Annotated in this window: 14 protein-coding genes; 2 read left to right on the top strand and 12 right to left on the bottom strand. The window is 42.1% G+C overall.

Going from position 1 to position 21433, the window contains the following annotated elements; genetic code table 11:
• The first annotated feature begins 105 nt into the window (after positions 1 to 105).
• Together purB and G498_RS0108860 are read left to right on the top strand one after the other, a co-directional pair.
• Positions 106 to 1449 carry an adenylosuccinate lyase gene (purB, locus tag G498_RS0108865; RefSeq protein WP_026980855.1) on the top strand — a complete coding sequence of 448 codons (1344 nt, stop codon included), beginning with the start codon at positions 106 to 108 and terminating at the stop codon, positions 1447 to 1449.
• A 158-nt stretch (positions 1450 to 1607) separates the two neighbouring features.
• Positions 1608 to 3854 (top strand): cation:proton antiporter domain-containing protein, encoded by a 2247-nt coding sequence (locus G498_RS0108860; RefSeq protein ID WP_026980854.1) that lies wholly within the window; start codon positions 1608 to 1610, stop codon positions 3852 to 3854.
• 53 nt (positions 3855 to 3907) lie between these two features.
• Here G498_RS0108860 and guaB read toward each other — a convergent pair whose 3' ends face one another.
• The 12 genes from guaB to katG all read right to left on the bottom strand — a co-directional run bounded on the left by guaB (position 3908) and on the right by katG (position 21266).
• Positions 3908 to 5380, bottom strand: coding sequence for an IMP dehydrogenase (guaB, locus tag G498_RS0108855; protein ID WP_026980853.1), 1473 nt, complete (start codon positions 5378 to 5380; stop codon positions 3908 to 3910).
• Between the two features lie 80 nt (positions 5381 to 5460).
• Positions 5461 to 6330, bottom strand: coding sequence for a hydroxymethylglutaryl-CoA lyase (locus G498_RS0108850; RefSeq protein WP_026980852.1), 870 nt, complete (start codon positions 6328 to 6330; stop codon positions 5461 to 5463).
• Positions 6331 to 6351: 21 nt separating this feature from the next.
• The gene (locus tag G498_RS0108845) at positions 6352 to 7371 is read right to left on the bottom strand and encodes a quinone-dependent dihydroorotate dehydrogenase (RefSeq protein ID WP_026980851.1); all 1020 of its coding nucleotides are present in this window, start codon (positions 7369 to 7371) and stop codon (positions 6352 to 6354) included.
• A 9-nt stretch (positions 7372 to 7380) separates the two neighbouring features.
• On the bottom strand, positions 7381 to 8559 hold the full coding sequence (locus G498_RS0108840) for an AIR synthase related protein (protein WP_026980850.1): 1179 nt from the start codon (positions 8557 to 8559) through the stop codon (positions 7381 to 7383).
• A gap of 146 nt (positions 8560 to 8705) precedes the next feature.
• The gene (locus tag G498_RS0108835; RefSeq protein WP_026980849.1) at positions 8706 to 9560 is read right to left on the bottom strand and encodes an OmpA family protein; all 855 of its coding nucleotides are present in this window, start codon (positions 9558 to 9560) and stop codon (positions 8706 to 8708) included.
• Between the two features lie 44 nt (positions 9561 to 9604).
• Entirely contained in the window at positions 9605 to 10384 is a 780-nt protein-coding gene (locus tag G498_RS0108830) for an OmpA family protein (RefSeq protein ID WP_026980848.1), read from the bottom strand.
• 483 nt (positions 10385 to 10867) lie between these two features.
• Positions 10868 to 13057, bottom strand: a complete 2190-nt coding sequence (locus G498_RS0108825) for a glutamine synthetase III family protein (RefSeq protein ID WP_026980847.1) — start codon at positions 13055 to 13057, stop codon at positions 10868 to 10870.
• 121 nt (positions 13058 to 13178) lie between these two features.
• Positions 13179 to 14015, bottom strand: a complete 837-nt coding sequence (locus tag G498_RS0108820) for a hypothetical protein (RefSeq protein ID WP_131387705.1) — start codon at positions 14013 to 14015, stop codon at positions 13179 to 13181.
• Between the two features lie 182 nt (positions 14016 to 14197).
• The gene (locus G498_RS0108815) at positions 14198 to 14725 is read right to left on the bottom strand and encodes a hypothetical protein (protein ID WP_026980845.1); all 528 of its coding nucleotides are present in this window, start codon (positions 14723 to 14725) and stop codon (positions 14198 to 14200) included.
• Between the two features lie 114 nt (positions 14726 to 14839).
• Entirely contained in the window at positions 14840 to 18265 is a 3426-nt protein-coding gene (locus G498_RS0108810; RefSeq protein ID WP_026980844.1) for a methylmalonyl-CoA mutase family protein, read from the bottom strand.
• Positions 18266 to 18379: 114 nt separating this feature from the next.
• The gene (locus G498_RS0108805; RefSeq protein ID WP_026980843.1) at positions 18380 to 19039 is read right to left on the bottom strand and encodes a VOC family protein; all 660 of its coding nucleotides are present in this window, start codon (positions 19037 to 19039) and stop codon (positions 18380 to 18382) included.
• A 16-nt stretch (positions 19040 to 19055) separates the two neighbouring features.
• Entirely contained in the window at positions 19056 to 21266 is a 2211-nt protein-coding gene (katG, locus tag G498_RS0108800; RefSeq protein ID WP_026980842.1) for a catalase/peroxidase HPI, read from the bottom strand.
• Between the last annotated feature and the right edge of the window lie 167 nt (positions 21267 to 21433).

The raw sequence follows: 21433 nt of genomic DNA, 5'->3' as shown, positions 1-21433 counted from the left end.
AGAAGTGGACGTTCGTTTTCGATTCAATACAACTTTTGTCTTTTGCCTTTTGCCTTCTGCCTTAAAAAAATTATCTTTGCAGCTTCAAAAACAACACAAAACACCATGCAACTAACTGAACTGAACGCTATTTCACCGATTGACGGTCGTTATAGAAACAAAACGGTTTCCTTATCCCAATATTTTTCCGAAGAAGCTTTAATCCGCTACCGTGTTTTGGTGGAAGTGGAATATTTTATTGCACTTTGTGAATTGCCATTACCGCAATTATCCGGCGTTGATAAAAACTTATACCCGGAATTGCGCAAAATGTATGAGAATTTCTCCACCGAAGACGCACTCTGGATTAAAGAAACCGAAAAAACGACCAACCACGACGTAAAAGCGGTGGAATATTTCATCAAAGCGGCTTTCGACAAGTTAGGACTGCAACAATACAAAGAATTCATCCACTTCGGATTAACGTCTCAGGACATTAACAATACCGCGATTCCGTTATCGACTAAAGAAGCTTTTGAAAAAGTGTACATGCCGTCGTTAATCAATGTGATTGCCAAACTGAAAGAGTTAAGCCTCGAATGGAAAGACGTTCCGATGTTGGCCCGCACGCACGGACAACCGGCCTCTCCTACCCGTCTGGGAAAAGAAATCCAGGTTTTTGTAGAGCGCCTGGAAGAACAAATGCGTTTGCTTTTCAACGTGCCTTTTGCGGCTAAATTTGGTGGCGCAACCGGAAATTACAACGCGCATGCGGTGGCGTATCCGCACAACGACTGGCGCAAATTCGGAACAGATTTTGTGGAAGATGTTTTAGGGTTGCACCATTCGTTCCCAACCACACAAATCGAGCATTATGACCATTTTGCAGCTTTCTTTGACGCTTTAAAACGCATCAACACCATTTTAATCGATTTAGACCGCGACATCTGGACCTATGTTTCGATGGATTATTTCAAACAAAAAATTAAAGCGGGCGAAATTGGTTCTTCAGCGATGCCACACAAAGTAAACCCGATTGATTTTGAAAATTCGGAAGGGAATTTAGGGATTGCCAACGCGATTTTCGAACATTTATCAGCGAAATTACCAGTTTCAAGATTACAGCGCGATTTGACCGACAGCACGGTTTTACGAAATATCGGTGTTCCGATAGGACATACCTTAATCGCTTTTGAAGCTACGTTGAAAGGACTGAACAAACTACTTTTAAACGAAGATAAATTTGCAGAAGATTTGGAAAAAAACTGGGCCGTAGTAGCCGAAGCCATCCAAACGATTTTACGCCGCGAAGGCTATCCGAATCCGTACGAGGCCTTGAAAGACCTAACCCGAACCAATACGGTTATCAACAAAGAAGCGATTCACAATTTCATCGGAACTTTAGCTGTTTCGGATGATGTAAAAGCCGAATTGCTGAAGATTACACCAAGTAATTACCTGGGCATTTAATTGCTTTAAAACCTATACATTCAAAACGCCCTGATTCTTTGAGTCAGGGCGTTTTTGTTCTATATCATAAATTCATCTTAAAAAACGCGCATCACACCCGAAAAACTTGACTAAAAAAGCGGTATTTCGTATATTGTGACAATTCAAACTTAAACTCCATGCCTTTAAGCTTAACTGTTGCAGCCGAATCTACTCATCACCTGTATCCCTTAATCAGCGATTTGGGGTTAATCTTAATGACGGCCGGTGTCGCGGTCTTACTCTTCAAAAAAATTAAACAGCCCTTGGTTTTGGGGTACTTAATAGCCGGTTTTTTGGCCGGTAACAATTTTGACTTTTTCCCGTCTGTAAAAGACACCCACAGTGTCGAGGTTTGGGCTGAAATCGGGGTGATTTTCCTTTTGTTCAGTCTGGGGCTTGAATTCAGTTTTAAAAAGCTGATGAAAGTTGGCGGAACCGCAGGGATAACCGCAACCGTTCAGATTGTCACCATGATCTTGCTGGGCTATCTGGTAGGCCGATGGATGAATTGGTCGCAGATGGACAGTATTTTCCTTGGAGCCATCCTTTCCATGTCTTCTACCACCATTATTTTAAGAGCTTTTGACGAATTGAATGTGAAAGGACGAAAATTTGCCGGCATTGTTTTCGGCGCCCTGATTGTTGAGGATATTGTGGCCATTTTGCTCATGGTTTTACTTTCAACGATAGCTGTAAGCCAGCAGTTTTCGGGAACTGAATTGTTTGATTCTGTCTTAAAACTGGTGTTCTTCCTGATCTTATGGTTTATCGGTGGTATATTCTTTATCCCGACACTGCTTAAAAAGGCTAAAAATCTTCTTACTCAGGAGACTTTACTCATCTGCTCCCTTGCCCTTTGTTTAATGATGGTGATTTTGGCCACCGAAGTAGGTTTTTCACCAGCATTGGGCGCCTTCATCATGGGGTCTATCATTGCGGAAACCACACAAGCCGAACGCATTGAACATCTGATTAAACCTGTTAAAGATTTATTTGGTGCAGTTTTCTTTGTATCGGTGGGGATGCTTATCAATTTAGACACTTTGGTGGAGTATTCGGTTCCGGTTCTTATTATCACATTGCTTACGATATTAGGAAAATCAACCAGCTCGGCACTTGGTGCGATGATTTCCGGACAACCGCTGCGGCAATCGGTACAAACCGGTATGTCTTTGGCGCAAATCGGAGAGTTTTCCTTTATTATCGCAACGCTGGGGATGTCCCTTAAAGTAACGAGTGATTTCTTATATCCGATAGTGGTGGCGGTATCAGCCATAACGACTTTTACGACACCATTCCTAATTAAGGCAGCTACCCCATTTGCAGAATTCCTGCAAAAAAAATTACCTCGAAAATGGGTAAGAGCCATAGACATTTACAGTTCGAATGCGCAATCCATTAAATCGCTGAGTACCTGGCAGAAATTCATCCGTTCGAGTCTGACACAGGTTGTAATTCACTCGGTAATTATTATTGCCATTATTCTTTTGTCGTCACGATTTATCCTGCCAATTGTTGAAGATTCCAAATTTGGTAATGCCATTGCGGCCATCATCACTCTGGTGATTATTTCCCCTTTTTTATGGGCCATTTCACTGCGAAGAGTGGCTGTGGAAGAAGTTGACCTGTTACGCCAGGAAAGACGGTACAAAGGCCCTTTGGTCATGATAATCCTTTTTAAAATGGCACTGGCCTTATTTTACATTGGTTTTGTACTCAACAATTTCTTTTCTCCGGGCATTGCCTTTATCGCCTTGGTAATAGCCATTACCACTTATATTCTTTTCCCGAAACAATTGCATTTGCTGTACAACCGGATTGAAAATCATTTCCTGAAAAATTATAACGACCGGGAAATTGCTGTGGAAAAACGAAGACGCAGAGATTTAACACCTTGGGACGGTCACATGGCTGATTTTGAAATAGCCAAAGAGTCTAATCTGGCAGGCAAAACTCTTGAAGAACTGCAGCTTAGGGAAAAAACAGGCATTAACATCGCTTTCATCAAACGAGGTGAAATATCCATCAATGTTCCGAGCAGAAATGAACGTTTGTTTCCGGGTGATGAAATCCACGTGATCGGAACAGACGATCAGATAAAAGAATTCAAAAGTTTCCTGGACAAAAACGAACAGGAACCTTCCGAAAACAATACAGGTTCCGACAATATTGTCTTGCAGAAACTGGAGCTTAAAAACGAATTTTTCATCGGCAAAAGCATTCGTGAATCGCAAATCAGGGAAAAAACAAGCGGTTTGGTGGTCGGAATTGAACGCAACGGCCGACGTATGCTCAACCCGGATTCGCATCTGGTTTTGGAAGACGGCGATATTCTGTGGGTAGTTGGCGATAAAACGCTGCTGACCAGTCTGGAACAATGCTAATAAAAAAAGGGATACGTTTTTTAATGTATCCCTTTTTTTTTATAGCTTTAAAATTATCTCGAGTAATTAGGCGCTTCTTTGGTAATCGTTACATTGTGCGGATGGCTCTCCCCGATTCCGCTGGTGGTGATTCGCACAAAACGTCCGGTTGTCTGAAGCGTTTCAATGTCTTTGGCTCCACAGTACCCCATTCCGGCACGAAGCCCTCCAATAAACTGTAGCATACTTTCGTTTAACTCGCCTTTGTAAGGAACGCGGCCTACGATTCCTTCCGGAACCAGTTTTTTCACATCGTCTTCCACATCCTGGAAATAACGGTCTTTCGATCCTTCTTTCATCGCTTCCACAGATCCCATTCCGCGGTACGATTTGAATTTTCTGCCTTCGAAAATAATCGTTTCACCCGGCGATTCTTTGGTTCCTGCTAATAAGGATCCTAACATCACACAATCCGCTCCGGCTGCAATTGCTTTGGGAATATCGCCTGTATAACGGATTCCACCGTCTGCAATTACCGGAACACCAGTCCCTCTTAAAGCTGCCGCCACTTCCAATACTGCTGAAAACTGAGGAAAACCAACTCCTGCAACCACACGGGTTGTACAGATGGAACCCGGTCCGATTCCTACTTTTACGGCATCAGCACCGTTTTCGGCTAAATATAACGCGGCTTCAGGAGTAGCGATGTTTCCAACTACTACGTCCAGTTCTGGGAATTTCGCTTTTACGTCTTTTAAAACCGTTACCACACCTTTGGTATGACCGTGTGCGGTATCAATAATTACGGCATCCACACCCGCTGCTACTAAGGCAGAAGCTCTTTCCACGGCATCGGCTGTTACTCCTAAAGCGGCTGCTACGCGTAATCGACCGAACTTGTCTTTGTTAGCGTTTGGTTTCTGGGTAAGTTTTGTGATATCTCTAAACGTAATCAATCCTACTAATTTATTTTCGGAATTGACTACCGGTAATTTTTCTATTTTATTGCCCTGAAGGATTTCTTCCGCCTGGCTTAAAGTCGTTCCTTCCGGAGCGGTTACCAGGTTTTGGGAAGTCATTACTTCGGTGATGGCACGGCTGTTGTTTTTCTCGAAACGCAAATCTCTGTTGGTCACGATTCCTTTCAAAATCTGATTTCCATCCACCACCGGAATCCCACCAATGCTGAATTCGCGCATTACTTGTTTAGCATCACCTACAGTTGCGGTTAAAGGTAACGTTACCGGATCGATGATCATTCCGCTTTCGGCACGTTTTACTTTGCGTACTTCGGCAGCCTGCTGTTCGATGGTCATGTTTTTGTGCAAAACGCCGATACCGCCTTCCTGGGCCATAGCAATTGCCATAGCGCTTTCCGTAACCGTATCCATTGCGGCAGAAACAATCGGGGTGTTCAGCGTAATGTTTTTGGTGAATTTTGTTTTGATGCTTACTTCGCGCGGAAGTACTTCGGAATAATTAGGAACCAGTAGAACATCGTCGTAGGTTAACCCTTCTCCGACGATTTTAGTAGTGTGTGCGTTCATGTTGCAATTGTAGTTAAATTGCATGCAAATGTACACAATTATTTGGAATTAAAAATTTGAAATTAGGGATAAATTAACGTTTAGTGATACACCGTGAAAATTTTAAGCGCTTCGTTATAGGCACTTTCAAAACTCATGGGGTTCAGATTGGTATCGGCTTTCACAGTGGTAAAATAAGAAAGCATCTTTTCGGTAGGCATATTTCCGGTCAAATCGTCTTTGGCCATCGGGCAGCCGCCAAATCCTTGTATTGCACCGTCAAATCTACGGCAACCGGCTTTGTACGCGGCATCCACTTTTTCAAACCATTTGTCCGGCGTGGTGTGCAAATGTGCGCCGAACTCGATGTTCGGGTATTTCGGTATGAGGTTGGAGAACAAATAATCAATAACGTCAGGAGTTGAACTGCCGATAGTGTCGGAAAGCGAAAGGATTTTCACGCCCATACTTGCCAGTTTTTCGGTCCACTCGCCAACGATTTCCACATTCCACGGATCGCCGTACGGATTTCCGAAGCCCATCGAAATATAGGTAACCACTTCTTTATTGGATGTATCGGCGATGTTGAGAATTTCCTCCAAAGTAACCAACGATTCGGCTATGGTTTTGTGGGTGTTGCGCATCTGAAAGTTCTCCGAAATCGAAAAAGGAAAGCCCAAATACTGAATTTCAGGGTGAAGCGACGCGTTTTCTGCGCCTTGGGTATTAGCAATAATCGCCAGCAATTTGCTTTGGGTGTTTGACAAATCCAGCTTTGCCAAAACTTCGGCCGTGTCCTGCATTTGCGGAATGGCTTTCGCCGAAACAAAACTTCCGAAATCAATCGTGTCAAAACCTACGCGCAATAGGGATTGGATGTACTGCACTTTTTTTTCCGTAGGAATAAAGTCTTTGATTCCCTGCATGGCATCACGCGGACATTCGATGATTTTAACGTGTTCTGTTTTCATAATAGCCAAATGTAAGACTATTTATGCTTTTTCTAAAATCTTTTTGTTGATGGCTTTGATGAGTGCCGGACCTTCGTAAATAAAACCGGTGTACAACTGTACTAAACTGGCTCCGGCTTCTAATTTTTCGAGAGCATCTTCAGCGGAATGGATTCCTCCCACTCCGATAATCGGGAAAGCTTTGTTGCTTTTCTCCGAAAGGAACCGAATAACTTCCGTCGAGCGCTTGGTTAACGGTTTCCCGGATAATCCTCCTGCTTCAATACGGTTGATGGATTTCAGTCCTTCGCGGGAAATCGTGGTATTGGTGGCAATCACTCCGGCGATTTTGGTTTCTTTGACGATGTCGATGATATCCAGAAGCTGTTCATCAGTTAAATCGGGAGCGATTTTTAAAAGAATCGGCTTTGGACTGGATTTCGCGTTATTCAGATTCTGAAGTGTTTGCAGCAATTGCGTTAACGGCTCTTTATCCTGCAAAGCTCTTAAATTAGGCGTATTCGGGGAACTTACATTCACCACAAAATAATCGACGTAATCAAACAACGCATTGAAACATTTTTCGTAATCCTTAACAGCTTCTTCGTTGGGCGTTACCTTATTTTTACCGATATTGCCACCGATCAGCACCCCTTTGTTTTTTTTCAGACGTTTCACGGCTTCATCCACTCCGCCGTTGTTGAACCCCATTCGGTTGATAATGGCAGAATCTTCGCGCAAACGGAACAACCGCTGCTTCGGATTGCCGCCCTGCGCTTTCGGGGTAAGCGTCCCGATTTCGATAAAACCGAACCCAAAATTGGAAAGTTCCTGGTATAATTTGGCGTCTTTATCAAAACCAGCGGCTAAACCAACCGGATTTTTAAATTTCAAACCGAAAACCTCGCGCTCCAGACGCTTGTCATTCACTTCATAAAGCGATTTGAAAAGCGATGAAAAACCAGGAATTTTATTCGCCAGACGAACGGCGGAAAATGTAAAATGATGCACGGCTTCCGGATCGAAGCAGAACAATAGCGGACGGATAAGTTGTTTGTACATAAGCCGTTATTAATATTCAAACACTCCGTATTCGGATGTAATAGTCAGTTTTTTGTTCTCGGAAGCTTCCACTCTTCCTACAATTTGTGCGTCTACCCCAAACGATTTTGAAATTTCGATGATGTCTTCCGCAATATCCTCCGGAACATACAATTCCATACGGTGACCGCAGTTGAACACCTGATACATTTCCTTCCAATCCGTTTTCGATTGCTCCTGAATCAGTTTAAACAAAGGCGGAACCGGGAACAGATTGTCTTTGATTATGTGAACGTTATCTACAAAATGTAGTACTTTGGTTTGCGCACCGCCACTGCAATGTACCATTCCGTGAATTAATCCGGCGGTATATTTGTCTAAAATCGCCTTAATAATTGGCGCATACGTTCTGGTTGGTGACAAAACCAGTTTTCCAGCATCGATGGGCGAACCTTCTACTTTATCGGTTAGTTTTACGTTTCCGGAATATACTAAATCAGCAGGAACCGAGGCATCGTAACTTTCCGGATATTTTTCGGCTAAATACTTGGCAAAAACATCGTGACGGGCGGAAGTCAATCCGTTACTGCCCATGCCGCCGTTGTATCCTTTCTCGTAATTCGCCTGACCAAAAGAAGCCAATCCGACAATCACATCGCCCGCTTCAATATTGGCATTATCTACCACATCTTCGCGCTTCATTCTTGCCGTTACGGTTGAATCTACTATGATGGTTCGGACTAAATCGCCCACATCGGCCGTTTCGCCTCCGGTGGAATGAATGGTTACTCCGAATGCTTTCAATTCCGCTATCAATTCTTCCGTTCCGTTGATAATCGCGGAGATTACTTCGCCGGGAATCAGGTTTTTATTTCGTCCGATGGTCGATGACAGCATGATGTTATCCGTAGCGCCAACACACAGTAAATCGTCAATATTCATGATTAACGCGTCTTGCGCAATGCCTTTCCAAACCGACATATCACCGGTTTCTTTCCAGTACATGTACGCCAATGAGGATTTGGTACCGGCACCGTCTGCATGCATAATCAGACAGTAATCGTCATCATTAGTGAGATAATCGGGAACAATTTTACAGAAAGCTTTCGGGAACAATCCCTTGTCGATGTTTTTGATGGCGTTGTGCACATCTTCTTTGGAAGCCGAAACTCCGCGAAGGTTATAACGTTGGCTGTTATCAGAACTCATGTAGTATGTTTGTGTTGTTGTGGCGCAAAGTTAAAAATAAGTTATAAGTTATGAGTGATAAGTGATAAGTTTTTTGTTCCCAAAGTCAAAACAGAAATCGCTACCACAATGTTCGCCTTCTCCCTTCTCCCTTTTCCCTTTTCCCTCTACTTACTCAAAATCATAATCTCCACACGACGGTTAGCGGCCGCCTGTTGCTCATTAGCTTCCGGTATTGGATATTTTGGATGCGAAACACCGAAACCTTTTACTTTGATGCGCTTTCCGGGAATCATATTGCCTTCCAGAATCCTTCTTACCTGTTTGGCTCTTTCCAGAGACAAATTGCGCTTGTCTTCCCGGACGCAACAGATATGTCCCTGAATTTCGATACGCATTTTCGGATTTCGGTCTAAAACCATCAGCAATTCGTCGATGGCCCGTTTGGATGACGGCATCACCGCAAACGTGTTCTGGTAGAATAAAATGTCTTTCAGCACAATTCGGGTGCCTGGTTTGGACAGCTTGATTTTTTCTTCCAGCGTGGCATCCTCCGGAAAATGCATGTCTTCTTCCTCTATCGGAACAATGTCGTCATCCGACAACACTACCGGTTTTAATCCTAAAATTTCCTCTTCTCTGGCTAAATCTTTTTCCAGAAGGTAATGAATATCCACTTTTCGGTTTTCCGCTTTAATTTTGGACTGATTATGTGTTTCTCCGAAACTTCGGGTTTTAAAATCTTCCCTGATTTTTACGTTGTTTTTCAAGATGATGTTATGAACGAAATTCACCCGACGCTGCGACAGGGAATCATTGAAGGCATTGGTTCCGTCTTCATCGGCATATCCATTGACGGCGACCACCTTTGAAGTTTTATTGGCACTGATCCAGGTGTTGAGAAGTTCCGCTTGCTTTTTGGTTAACTCGTGTTTTCCGCTTTCAAAATACACCGTGAATTTTTCCTGAGCATTCAGCAAAACAGAAAAGAACAACATCAAAACCAGGGCAAAACGTTTCATACAAATAAGGTGTTATACTAATTATAAACGAAAATACGCGTTTTTTATTGATTGGCCACTATCATAATTTCAACACGGCGGTTTTCGTCGCGTTCAAACTCATTTTTTTCCGGAATCGGATATAGAGGCATGGTGCTTCCGTAACCTTGGTAGGTTAGACGTGATTTGTCGATTCCTTTTTCAATCAGATAGTTGTATACTGTTCTGCTGCGGAGGGTTGAAATATCTTCTAAATCGCCTTGCGGCTGACAGCAGATGTGTCCCTGAATGTCGATTTTCAGCTTCGGATTGTCCTTCATAATCTGATACAGTTCCTCTAAAACCGGAATGGATTTCGGCACAACTCTTCCGGAACGGTTGTAAAAATTCAGATGTCGCAGTCGCAATTTATCGCCTACTTTCATTGCGGCTACTTTTTCAGCCATTTTTTCTTCCTTTTCGGCTCTTTTCGCTTCCGGTCTGTTAAAATAGATTTCCACCTTACGGTTTTCACCCTGATCAGGCGATTGCTCAAAACGTTCTCCAAAGCCTTTGATTTCCAATGTTTTTGAAAATCTAACGGAGTTCTTTTTTAAAATATCCAAAATGGTACGGATGCGTCGCAGTGCTAATTTATCATTGTAACCATAAGTTCCGACACTATCGCAATAACCGTAAACTTTCTGAATTTCAAACTGCTGGTTTTGTGAGAACCATTCCGAAAGTTTAAGACTGCCCTCTTTCTGCATCTCGTGACTATCCAAATCGAAATAAACTGTAACTTTTTCCTGTGCGCCAACACAAACGGAAACCATTAAAATACAAATATTTAAAAAACGTTTCATAAGCAGTTAAAAAAGCTAAAGAAAGCAATTTTTCAGAAAAAGAAAAGCGCTTTCCTAATAAAAGAAAAACGCTTTTCCCAACTTAACAAGTTTAAATGGATACTTTTAAAAAGTGAGGTTAGTTTCCCAACCTCACTTTTCTTCAATGGGTTTTGTTTGTTTCTGAGCACAAGAGCAACAAAATCACCCTTGTAGGTTTAACAATTCTTAACCCAAAGAATTGCATATCGTTTGATATCGCTTTACAGTATGAAAAGGTGGGAATAAATTATGATTCTGAAGAAGCCTGTTTGATTGGAAGTAAATTCTGTGGTTGAATTTCTATTCAAATTTAAAACAATTAAGGCTAACCAAAATCATCTGCAATCAATTATTTTTCAGTAAAATACAAGTTTTCTACAAAGCGTAAAAAAAAGCAGTCCAACAACCATTTTAACAAAAAAACCTCCGAAAAGGAGGTTTTAAAACAAACAGTAAAACAGATTATTTTGTAAACAATAACTCTCTGTATTTGGTTAGTGTCCAGATTTCGTCGTCTACCAACAATTCTAATTTATCGGAATGGTAACGAATTTCCTCGAAATACGGTTTCACTTTCTCACAATACGCATCGGCCATTTTTTCGGCATTTGCCAAATTGTTGGCTTTTTTGCGCTCTTCGGTCATCGCCTCTACTTTTGAATTGATGCCTTCGATATGCTCCGAAATTTCTTTAATTAAACTGATTTGCTCTTTCGCAATTTTCTCGAAATCTTTTCCGAAAATCTCTTTCAGACCTTTTACATTTTCAATTAAGGTGTTCTGATAACGAATCGCCGTTGGTATAACATGATTGCGGGCAATGTCCCCTAAAATACGTCCTTCAATCTGGATTTTTTTGATGTATTCTTCCAATTCGATTTCGTAGCGCGCTTCAACCTCTACATGGTTCATTACGCCCATTTCGCTGAACAACTCGATTGCTTTTTTGGAAACTTTTGCCTTCAGCGCCTTCGGAGTCGTTTTATGATTGCTCAAACCGCGTTTTTTTGCTTCTTTTTCCCAAGCCTCGCTGTAACCGTCTCCCTCGAAAAGAATGGCTTTGAAATTTTTGATGTACTCTCGCAACACGTTGAAAATCGCATCGTCTTTTTTCATGTCTTTTTTCTCGATTAAGGCATCCACCTCAACTTTGAAATCTTTCAACTGTTTCGCCACGATAGTATTTAAAGTGGTCATCGAAACCGCACAGTTCGCCGAAGAACCTACCGCACGGAATTCAAATTTGTTTCCGGTAAACGCAAACGGAGAGGTTCTGTTACGGTCTGTATTGTCTAATAAAACGTCCGGAATTTTACCTACTACGTTTAATTTTAAATCGGTTTTTTCTTCCGGAGATAATTTTCCCTTGGAAACACCTTCTAATTCTTCCAGTACTTTGGTTAACTGTTGTCCGATAAATACCGAAATGATGGCCGGTGGTGCTTCGTTAGCTCCCAAACGGTGATCGTTGCTTGCCGAAGCAATTGATGCTCTTAACAATTCTTCGTTATCGTGAACCGCTTTAATGGTATTGATGAAGAATGTCAAAAACTGTAAATTGCTCATTGGCGTTTTGCTCGGACTTAACAGGTTGATGCCGGTATCGGTTGCCAACGACCAGTTGTTGTGTTTTCCGGAACCGTTTACGCCTTTGAACGGTTTTTCATGGAACAACACTTTAAAATGATGACGCTCGGCTACTTTCTGCATTACGTCCATCAATAAGGAATTGTGGTCTACCGCTAAATTGGTCTCTTCAAAAATAGGCGCTAACTCAAACTGGTTTGGTGCAACTTCATTGTGACGGGTTTTCACCGGAATTCCCAACAACATACATTCGTTTTCCAAATCTCTCATATAATTTAATACACGAGTTGGAATGGATCCGAAATAATGATCTTCCAATTGTTGCCCTTTTGCGGAGGTATGGCCTAACAACGTTCTTCCGGTTGCTAAAATATCGGGACGCGAAGCCGCTAAAGCCGCGTCAACTAAGAAATATTCTTGCTCCCAACCTAACGTTGGGGTTACTTTTTTAACGTTTTTATCGAAATATTTCGCCACTTCTGTTGCAGCAGTATCAATCGCGTGTAAAGCTCTTAACAACGGGGTTTTGTTGTCCAAAGCTTCTCCTGTGTACGAAACGAAAACAGTTGGAATACATAAAGTTGTTCCGTAGATGAAGGCCGGCGAGGTTGGATCCCATGCCGTATAACCACGTGCTTCAAAGGTATTGCGGATTCCTCCGTTCGGAAAGGATGAAGCGTCGGGTTCCTGTTGTACTAATTGGCTTCCCCCGAATTTTTCCACCGGATCACTACCGTCGAAAGAAGTTTCAAAGAAAGCATCGTGTTTTTCCGCTGTAGTTCCGGTTAATGGCTGAAACCAGTGTGTATAATGGGTAACTCCTTTGGACAACGCCCACTCTTTCATTCCCATAGCAATGTAATCGGCAATTTTGCGGTCGATTTTCACGCCCTGCTCGATAGCACTTTTAACAGCTTTGTACGCTTCCGGCGTTAAAAACTGTCTCATAGCTTTGTCGTTAAATACATTGCTGCCGAAAATGGCAGATTTTCTATCCAGTTCTTCTACTGCTACCGTTTTTCTGTCGGTTGCTTTTTGCAGTGCATGAAAACGAAATGTTGACATAAAGTTGTGTTTTAAAATTTGTACCCTTATTTTTACCCTGCAAAAATAACTATTTTTAGAATACAAAAAAGAAATACCCCTAAAATTTAGGGGTACAAATATAGTAATTGTATAAAAAATATCATCTAACCCTTATTGCATACAGACTCATTGGCGAATTACCGGAAGAATAATCAACATGATTAAGTTCATCACTTACCAAAGTCGCCACCACTTTGTGTGTGTTGTCAGAAACAAGTTTTCCATCAATAATACTACCAGAATCACTACGGATTTCACCACCATTCAAAACAGCATGAAAAAACCAGATTGCATCGGTTCTGGACAATAACACTCGAACAGCTCCTTTATCGGTAATATTCTCTGCTGGAGGAAACGGATTATCAACCTTTCCCTCTAATTCCGGCACATTGCCACTCTGTGGATAGACTACTGTTTTAATATAATATTTTCCTTCAAAAGATTCCTGCAATGTTTTTGAAGTTTCTTTGACAACGTTAGCAACAATCGCTTTTCCGTCCGGAAGTGAAAAATCGTAAACTTTAGGATTTGAACCGTCTTGGCTTACCCAAAAATTCATGGAAAATTTTTTTCCGTCCAAAGCGCCTCTTAATACAGCCATTAAATTTCCTTTTACATAAGTACTGGATACTCCAAATAATTCAATTCTTTTATTGTTATAAAAAACTACACCTTTTATATCTTCACTTCTGTTTTTAACATCAAGTTCAAAAGATCCGTTGGTAAAAACACCTTTATAAATTCCGTTACTGCTGTTATCATTTTCCGGAAGTGCTTCAGAAGTCTTTACACAACTCATACATTGATACGGAACTCTGGAACTTGTATTGTTAGGCGCATCGTCTGATTCACTACAGGAACCGACAAACATTGCGACGAAACACATCGCAAAGAAACTTGAAAGTTTCATACTACGGGAGGTAACTGAATTTTTCATAATATTTATAATTGATGATTTCTAAATATTATGGGGCAAATCAGCAACTGCTGTGGTATTTTACATGAGCATTTTACTTTCTTAAAAGTACAAAATTATTAAGGGTTAATTTTTAAAAAAATCTTAAATATACAGCATAAAAAAAGCCTCATTTAAGAGGCTTTACCATGTGCTGCAGCACTTTATTCTGAAATCTTCATGAACTTTGACTCATCAATTCCGTAAAAATCGATTACTTCTTTATAGTTGTTAAAATCAACTGTTTTTCCTTTGGCTGATTTTCCGTAATAAGCCGGTATTACCACTACTCTGAAAATCTGATTCAATCGGTAGGCGCCTGACAAACCTGCTAAATCATAACCATACAAATCAATTTTTGCATCATACTGTGTAAAATCGTTCTTATAACCGAAATCTAAAGTTTCGTCGTCAAAATAATAGGTTTCCGGAAGCAGTTTCCAGACATCTCCAGCAGAACCACCTCCTGCTAAACGGTACACCAAGACCATATCAGAAGAATAAATTGCATGCGGAAAATTCAAAAACTTACTGTAATTATTTCCTGCGTGGAAATCTACATTGGAATATTCCCAAACCTCACTGATGGTATCATAATCTACTGTATCATCCACAACTACTTCTTCCCGGACACAACTTTGCATTACCATCATTCCGCTGATTAATGCAACAAATAGTATTATTTTTTTCATGGCTATTATTTTTTATTTTTTTAAACTTAATTCAATAGTCGTGCCAAAAAAATAAAGACATAAAAAAAGGCCTCTGAATTGAGACCTTTCTTATTAACTATCAGTATTTACAAATCACATATTTCTTCGGTACTGCCCTCCCACTTCAAACAAAGCAGAAGTAATCTGGCCTAACGAACAATATTTGGTAGCATCCATCAGTTTTTCGAAAATATTCTGATTCTGGATGGCCGCATCCTGAATGATCTCCAACTGTTCTTTTACTTTATCTGCATTGGCTTTGTGCAGGCTTTCCAAAGTTGCAATCTGGAATTGTTTCTCTTCTTCCGTAGCGCGGATAACTTCAGCCGGAATTACCGTTGGCGAACCTTTGGAACTTAAGAAGGTATTCACTCCGATAATCGGGAATTCTCCCGTATGTTTCAAAGTCTCATAATACAACGATTCTTCCTGGATTTTAGAACGCTGGTACATGGTTTCCATTGCGCCAAGCACTCCGCCTCTTTCCGTGATACGGTCGAATTCAGCCAATACAGCTTCTTCCACTAAATCCGTTAATTCTTCGATGATGAACGAACCTTGAATCGGGTTTTCGTTTTTCGCCAAACCTAATTCTTTGTTGATAATCAACTGAATCGCCATCGCTCGACGTACCGATTCTTCCGTTGGCGTGGTTATCGCTTCATCGTACGCATTGGTATGCAGCGAGTTACAGTTATCATAAATCGCATACAACGCCTGTAAGGTTGTACGGATATCGTTAAAATCAATTTCCTGCGCATGTAACGAACGGCCTGAAGTCTGGATGTGGTATTTCAACATCTGTGCTCTTTCGTTGGCGCCGTATTTCAGCTTCATGGCTTTTGCCCAGATTTTACGGGCCACACGACCGATTACCGCATATTCCGGATCGATACCGTTCGAGAAGAAGAACGATAAGTTTGGACCAAAATCGTTGATGTTCATGCCTCGGCTTAAATAGTATTCCACGTAAGTGAACCCATTCGCCAACGTGAACGCCAACTGCGTGATTGGATTTGCTCCGGCTTCTGCAATGTGATACCCTGAAATCGAAACCGAATAGAAGTTACGCACATTATTCTGGATGAAATACTCCTGAACGTCACCCATCAGACGAAGCGCGAATTCCGTGGAGAAAATACAGGTATTTTGCGCCTGATCTTCTTTTAAAATATCCGCCTGAACCGTTCCGCGAACCTGCGCTAAGGTTTTTACTTTAATATCGTTATATACATCGGCCGGTAACACCTGATCTCCAGTTACTCCTAAAAGCATTAAGCCTAAACCGTCGTTTCCTTTCGGTAATTCACCGTTGTAACGCGGTCTTTCTACTCCTTTAGCTTTGTAGATGGCGTTGATTTTAGCTTCCACCTCGGCTTCCAAACCGTTTTCTTTGATGTATTTTTCACAATTTTGGTCGATGGCCGCGTTCATGAAGAAACCAAGCAACATCGGAGCCGGTCCGTTAATGGTCATGGAAACCGAAGTCGCCGGGTGGCTCAAATCAAAACCGGAATATAATTTTTTCGCATCGTCCAGACAACAAATGGAAACACCCGCGTTACCAATTTTTCCGTAGATGTCCGGTCTGTGATCCGGGTCATTTCCATATAATGTTACCGAGTCGAAAGCTGTCGATAAACGTTTTGCCGGCATTCCCAACGAAACGTAATGAAAACGACGGTTGGTTCTTTCCGGTCCGCCTTCTCCCGCAAACATACGCGTTGGATCTTCGCCTTCACGTTTGAACGGATACAATCCGGATGCGAACGGAAATTCTCCCGGTACGTTTTCCTGTAAGTTCCATTTTAAGATATCGCCCCAGGCCTGATATTTCGGTAAAGCCACTTTCGGGATTTGGGAATGCGATAACGATTCCGTGTGCGTCTGGATTTTGATTTCCTTGTCACGCACCATGAAACTGTATACCGGATTTTTGTATTTGTTTACTTTCTCGTCCCAGGTTAAAATGATTTCCCAGTTGTACGGGTCCAAGTTCATTTTTACGCGGTCGAATTCTTTCATTAATAACGAAAGGAATTCTTTTTTCTCAGGAGAATGATTCAATGAATCTTCTATAACACCCGATTTGTCAATTTTCGGCACTCTTCCGGAAACCGTTTCCATGGTTTTGAAGATACCGTATAGTTTCTGAGCCACATCTACTTGTGATAAGGCAGTCTCGTCGTATTTTCTGTTGTTTTCCGAAATCTCAGATAAGTAACGTGTTCTGTGCGGCGGAATCACGAAGATTTTCTCGCTCATCTCCCGCGTAATCTGGAAGTTGGAATGCAAATCGATGCCTGTTTTCTCTACAATTTTATCCATGATGGATTTGTAAAGCGTGTTCATGCCCGGGTCGTTAAACTGCGAAGCAATCGTTCCGAACACCGGCATTTTATCCGGATCTACGTCCCACAAATGGTGGTTGCGCTGGTATTGTTTTTTCACATCGCGAATCGCATCCAAAGCACCGCGTTTGTCGAATTTGTTTAACGCTACCAAATCCGCGAAGTCTAACATGTCGATTTTTTCTAACTGAGTAGCCGCTCCGAATTCCGGCGTCATTACGTATAACGAAACATCGGAATGTTCTAAAATTTCCGTGTCGGATTGCCCGATACCGGAAGTTTCCAATACAATCAAATCGTATTTCGCAGCTTTCAATATTTCAATGGCTTCCTGAACGTATTTTGACAAGGCTAAATTCGACTGACGGGTTGCCAGTGAACGCATGTATACTCTCGGATTGTTAATCGCATTCATACGAATTCTGTCTCCCAATAAAGCTCCGCCTGTTTTACGTTTGGAAGGGTCAACGGAAATCAATCCGATGGTTTTATCCGGGAAGTCGATTAAGAAACGGCGCACCAATTCATCCACCAAAGATGATTTTCCGGCACCACCCGTTCCCGTAATCCCAAGAACCGGGGTTTTGCTGTCCTGATTAATTTTGGCAATTTTCTCCAAAACCGGTTTGGCTACTTCCGGAAAATTTTCAGCTGAAGAAATCAAACGGGCAATCGCTGTCGGATTTTTATCTTCCAGATGATTGACTTCTCCGTTTAGTGTATCACCCACAGGAAAATCGGCACGTTGTACCAAATCGTTGATCATGCCCTGCAAGCCCAATTCACGGCCGTCGTCCGGAGAATAAATGCGTTCGATACCGTATTCGTGCAATTCGGAAATTTCGGAAGGTAAAATTACACCGCCTCCGCCTCCGAAGATTTTAATATGACCCGCTCCTTTTTCCTTGAGCAGATCGTACATGTATTTGAAATATTCGTTGTGACCTCCTTGATACGAAGTCATCGCAATGGCATTAGCATCTTCCTGAATAGCGGTATTCACTACTTCTTCCACACTTCTGTCGTGCCCTAAGTGAATCACCTCAACGCCGGTAGCCTGGATGATACGGCGCATGATGTTGATGGCTGCATCGTGTCCGTCAAATAAGGACGCAGCGGTTACAATTCTAACTTTATTCTTAGGTTGATAAGGTTGTTGTTGTTCCATTTCGGGTATTAAATTTGAGGCTGCAATTTACGCATTTCTGAAAAAGTAATGACTTAAAAATTAAATTCTTCTGAAGAAAAGAGAAGTCTCGTTACAACCGCTAAACAAAATGCTTCAGGGCAGAAACGTAAACTGATAAACCTGATAATCCATTTCAAAGATAACTTTGGTCCAAAAGGATTTCGCCAATTTATCGGTGGGATACCAATGGCGGTTTAAGGAAGAAACAATGAACAATCCATAATCATCTCCCAATACTGAGAAATTTTCTCTTTTCGGTTGTTTTACAAAGTAATCGGTGCCATACATGAAGTTGATTTCCTCGCAAAAGGTAAGCACATCGGCTACGGCAAAGCCAATTTCGCTGATCTTCAGAAAAGAATGGGCACCAAAAGGTTCATTGCAAATGTTCAGCAAATCGTATCGGACTATGCATTCCAGAATGTTGCCGTTGTTGTCGTAAAAATAGAACGATTTGGCGTTCCAATTGCTGAAATCGACGATGTATTTTCCGGGTTCGTACGGAATGAGTTCGACTTTGTCTTCTATCCATTTTAACCCTTTTTTCAGTTGGTTTTCCGGAATATCGAAGGCAACATGATATACCGGTTTTTCGACGGTTTCGGACTGATGAAACCAAAGTTTGGAAATACCGGTTTCAAAACAAAGAAGTTCATCCGTTTGTTCCGCTACTTTAAAACCCAGCTTTTCGGCATAGAAGCGTTGGGTTTCCTTGAGGGAATTCGTCAACAGATGAACTTCCGTTATTTGCATGATTTGGTGTTTTACATTAGGTTAAATCAAAACGGTCTAAATTCATGACTTTACTCCAGGCGGCCACAAAGTCGTTCACAAATTTATCCTGAGCATCTGATGAAGCATATACTTCGGCTAACGCTCTGAGTTCGGAGTTGGAACCGAAGATCAGATCGACTCTTGTTCCCGTCCATTTCAATTCGCCGGTGGAGCGGTCTTTCCCTTCAAAAATTTCCTCATGCTCGTCTGCGGCTTTCCAAACGGTATTCATATCAAGTAAATTCACAAAGAAATCATTGGTTAATGAACCGGGACGATTGGTAAAAACTCCATGTTTCGAGCTATCAAAGTTAGCATTCATCACACGCATTCCGCCTACAAGAACGGTGAGTTCGGGAGCAGAAAGTGTTAACAATTGCGCTTTGTCAATTAATAAAGCTTCGGTTGCAACAGCATATTTCGTTTTTAAATAATTTCGGAAACCGTCTGCTTTTGGTTCTAAAACTGCAAAAGAATCTATATCGGTTTGTTCTTGCGAAGCATCCATACGACCCGGTGCAAAAGGCACTTTTACGGAATGTCCTGCATTCGCTGCGGCTTTTTCTACAGCGGCACAACCTGCCAAAACAATCAAATCGGCTAATGACACTTTTTTATTCCCAGATTGTGATGCGTTGAATTCGTTCTGAATTTTCTCCAAAACGTCTAAAACTTTGGTCAGTTGCGGCGGATTGTTTACTTCCCAATACTTCTGAGGCGCTAATCGAATACGTGCTCCGTTGGCACCACCACGTTTGTCTGAACCTCTGAATGTTGATGCCGAAGCCCAAGCGGTTGCAACCAATTCAGAAACAGTAAGTCCGGAATCCAGCACTTTTGCTTTTACCGATTCAACATCACTGCCATTGATTAATTCGTGATTGACGGCCGGAATCGGGTCTTGCCAGATTAATTCTTCTTTTGGAACTTCGCTTCCAAGATAACGGGCTAATGGTCCCATATCACGATGGGTTAACTTGAACCACGCGCGGGCAAATGCATCGGCAAACTGATCAGGATTTTCATAGAAACGTCTTGATATTTTTTCATACGCCGGATCAAAGCGCAAGGACAAATCTGTAGTTAACATGGTTGGGGCGTGTCTTTTCGAAGGGTCATGAGCATCCGGAATTGAACCGGCTCCGGCTCCGTTTTTAGCCACCCACTGGTAAGCACCTGCCGGGCTTTTGGTGAGTTCCCATTCATTTTCAAACAGGTTGCTAAAAAAATGATTACTCCATTTCGTTGGCGTTTGGGTCCAAGTTACTTCCGGACCTCCGGTAATGGTATCGCCGGCATTTCCTTTCCCGAATTTACTTGCCCAGCCCAATCCCTGTGCTTCAATTGGAGCAGCTTCCGGTTCGGGACCTACTAAAGCGGTGTCTCCGGCTCCGTGGGTTTTTCCGAAAGTGTGGCCTCCGGCGATCAGCGCAACGGTTTCTTCGTCGTCCATCGCCATTCGGGCAAAGGTTTCGCGGATGTCTTTGGCGGCTGCTATCGGATCGGGATTTCCGTTTGGCCCTTCCGGGTTCACATAAATCAGTCCCATTTGTACGGCGGCTAAGGGATTTTCAAGGTCGCGTTCCCCGGAATAGCGTTTGTCGTCTAACCAAACGTCTTCGGAACCCCAGTATACATCTTCCTCCGGTTCCCAGACGTCTTCACGACCGCCGGCAAAACCAAATGTTTTGAACCCCATAGACTCTAAAGCAACATTTCCGGCCAGAATCATTAAATCGGCCCAGGAAATTTTCTGACCGTATTTCTGTTTAATAGGCCATAACAAACGGCGGGCTTTATCAAGGTTGGCATTGTCTGGCCAACTGTTTAAGGGTGCAAAACGCTGTTGTCCGGCTCCTGCTCCTCCGCGTCCGTCTCCTATTCTGTAAGTTCCGGCGCTGTGCCAGGCCATTCGGATGAATAGTGGTCCGTAATGTCCGAAATCAGCCGGCCACCAGTCTTGGGAGTCGGTCATTAAATCGGCAAGGTCTTTTTTTACAGCCTGCAAATCGAGACTTTTAAACGCTTCTGCGTAGTTAAATTTTTCGCCCATCGGATTGGACAATGACGAATGTTGCCGCAAAACATTCAACTTAAGCTGATTGGGCCACCAATCGCGGTTTTTGGGACCGCTCCCGGCTACACCAGGATTTGCTGTGGTTCCTGAAAAAGGGCATTTACCATTGTTGTTTGTGCTGTTTTCCATACTTTTTATATTATTTGAATCATGAATAATCGTTTTACAATCAATATATTGCAAATCAGAATTTTACAACCTTTAAATTTACCTAAAATTACGCAATTGGGAAAGGAAAATCTGATAAATCAAATTGATTGTTTTTATTTTTTCATAACCAAAAACTATATACAAAA

Origin of the sequence: Flavobacterium suncheonense GH29-5 = DSM 17707 (assembly GCF_000430025.1) — a bacterium.
Taxonomy (GTDB): Bacteria; Bacteroidota; Bacteroidia; order Flavobacteriales; family Flavobacteriaceae; genus Flavobacterium; species Flavobacterium suncheonense.
Note: the sequence above shows the minus strand (reverse complement) of the source record. Positions and strands in the feature narration are given on the sequence as shown.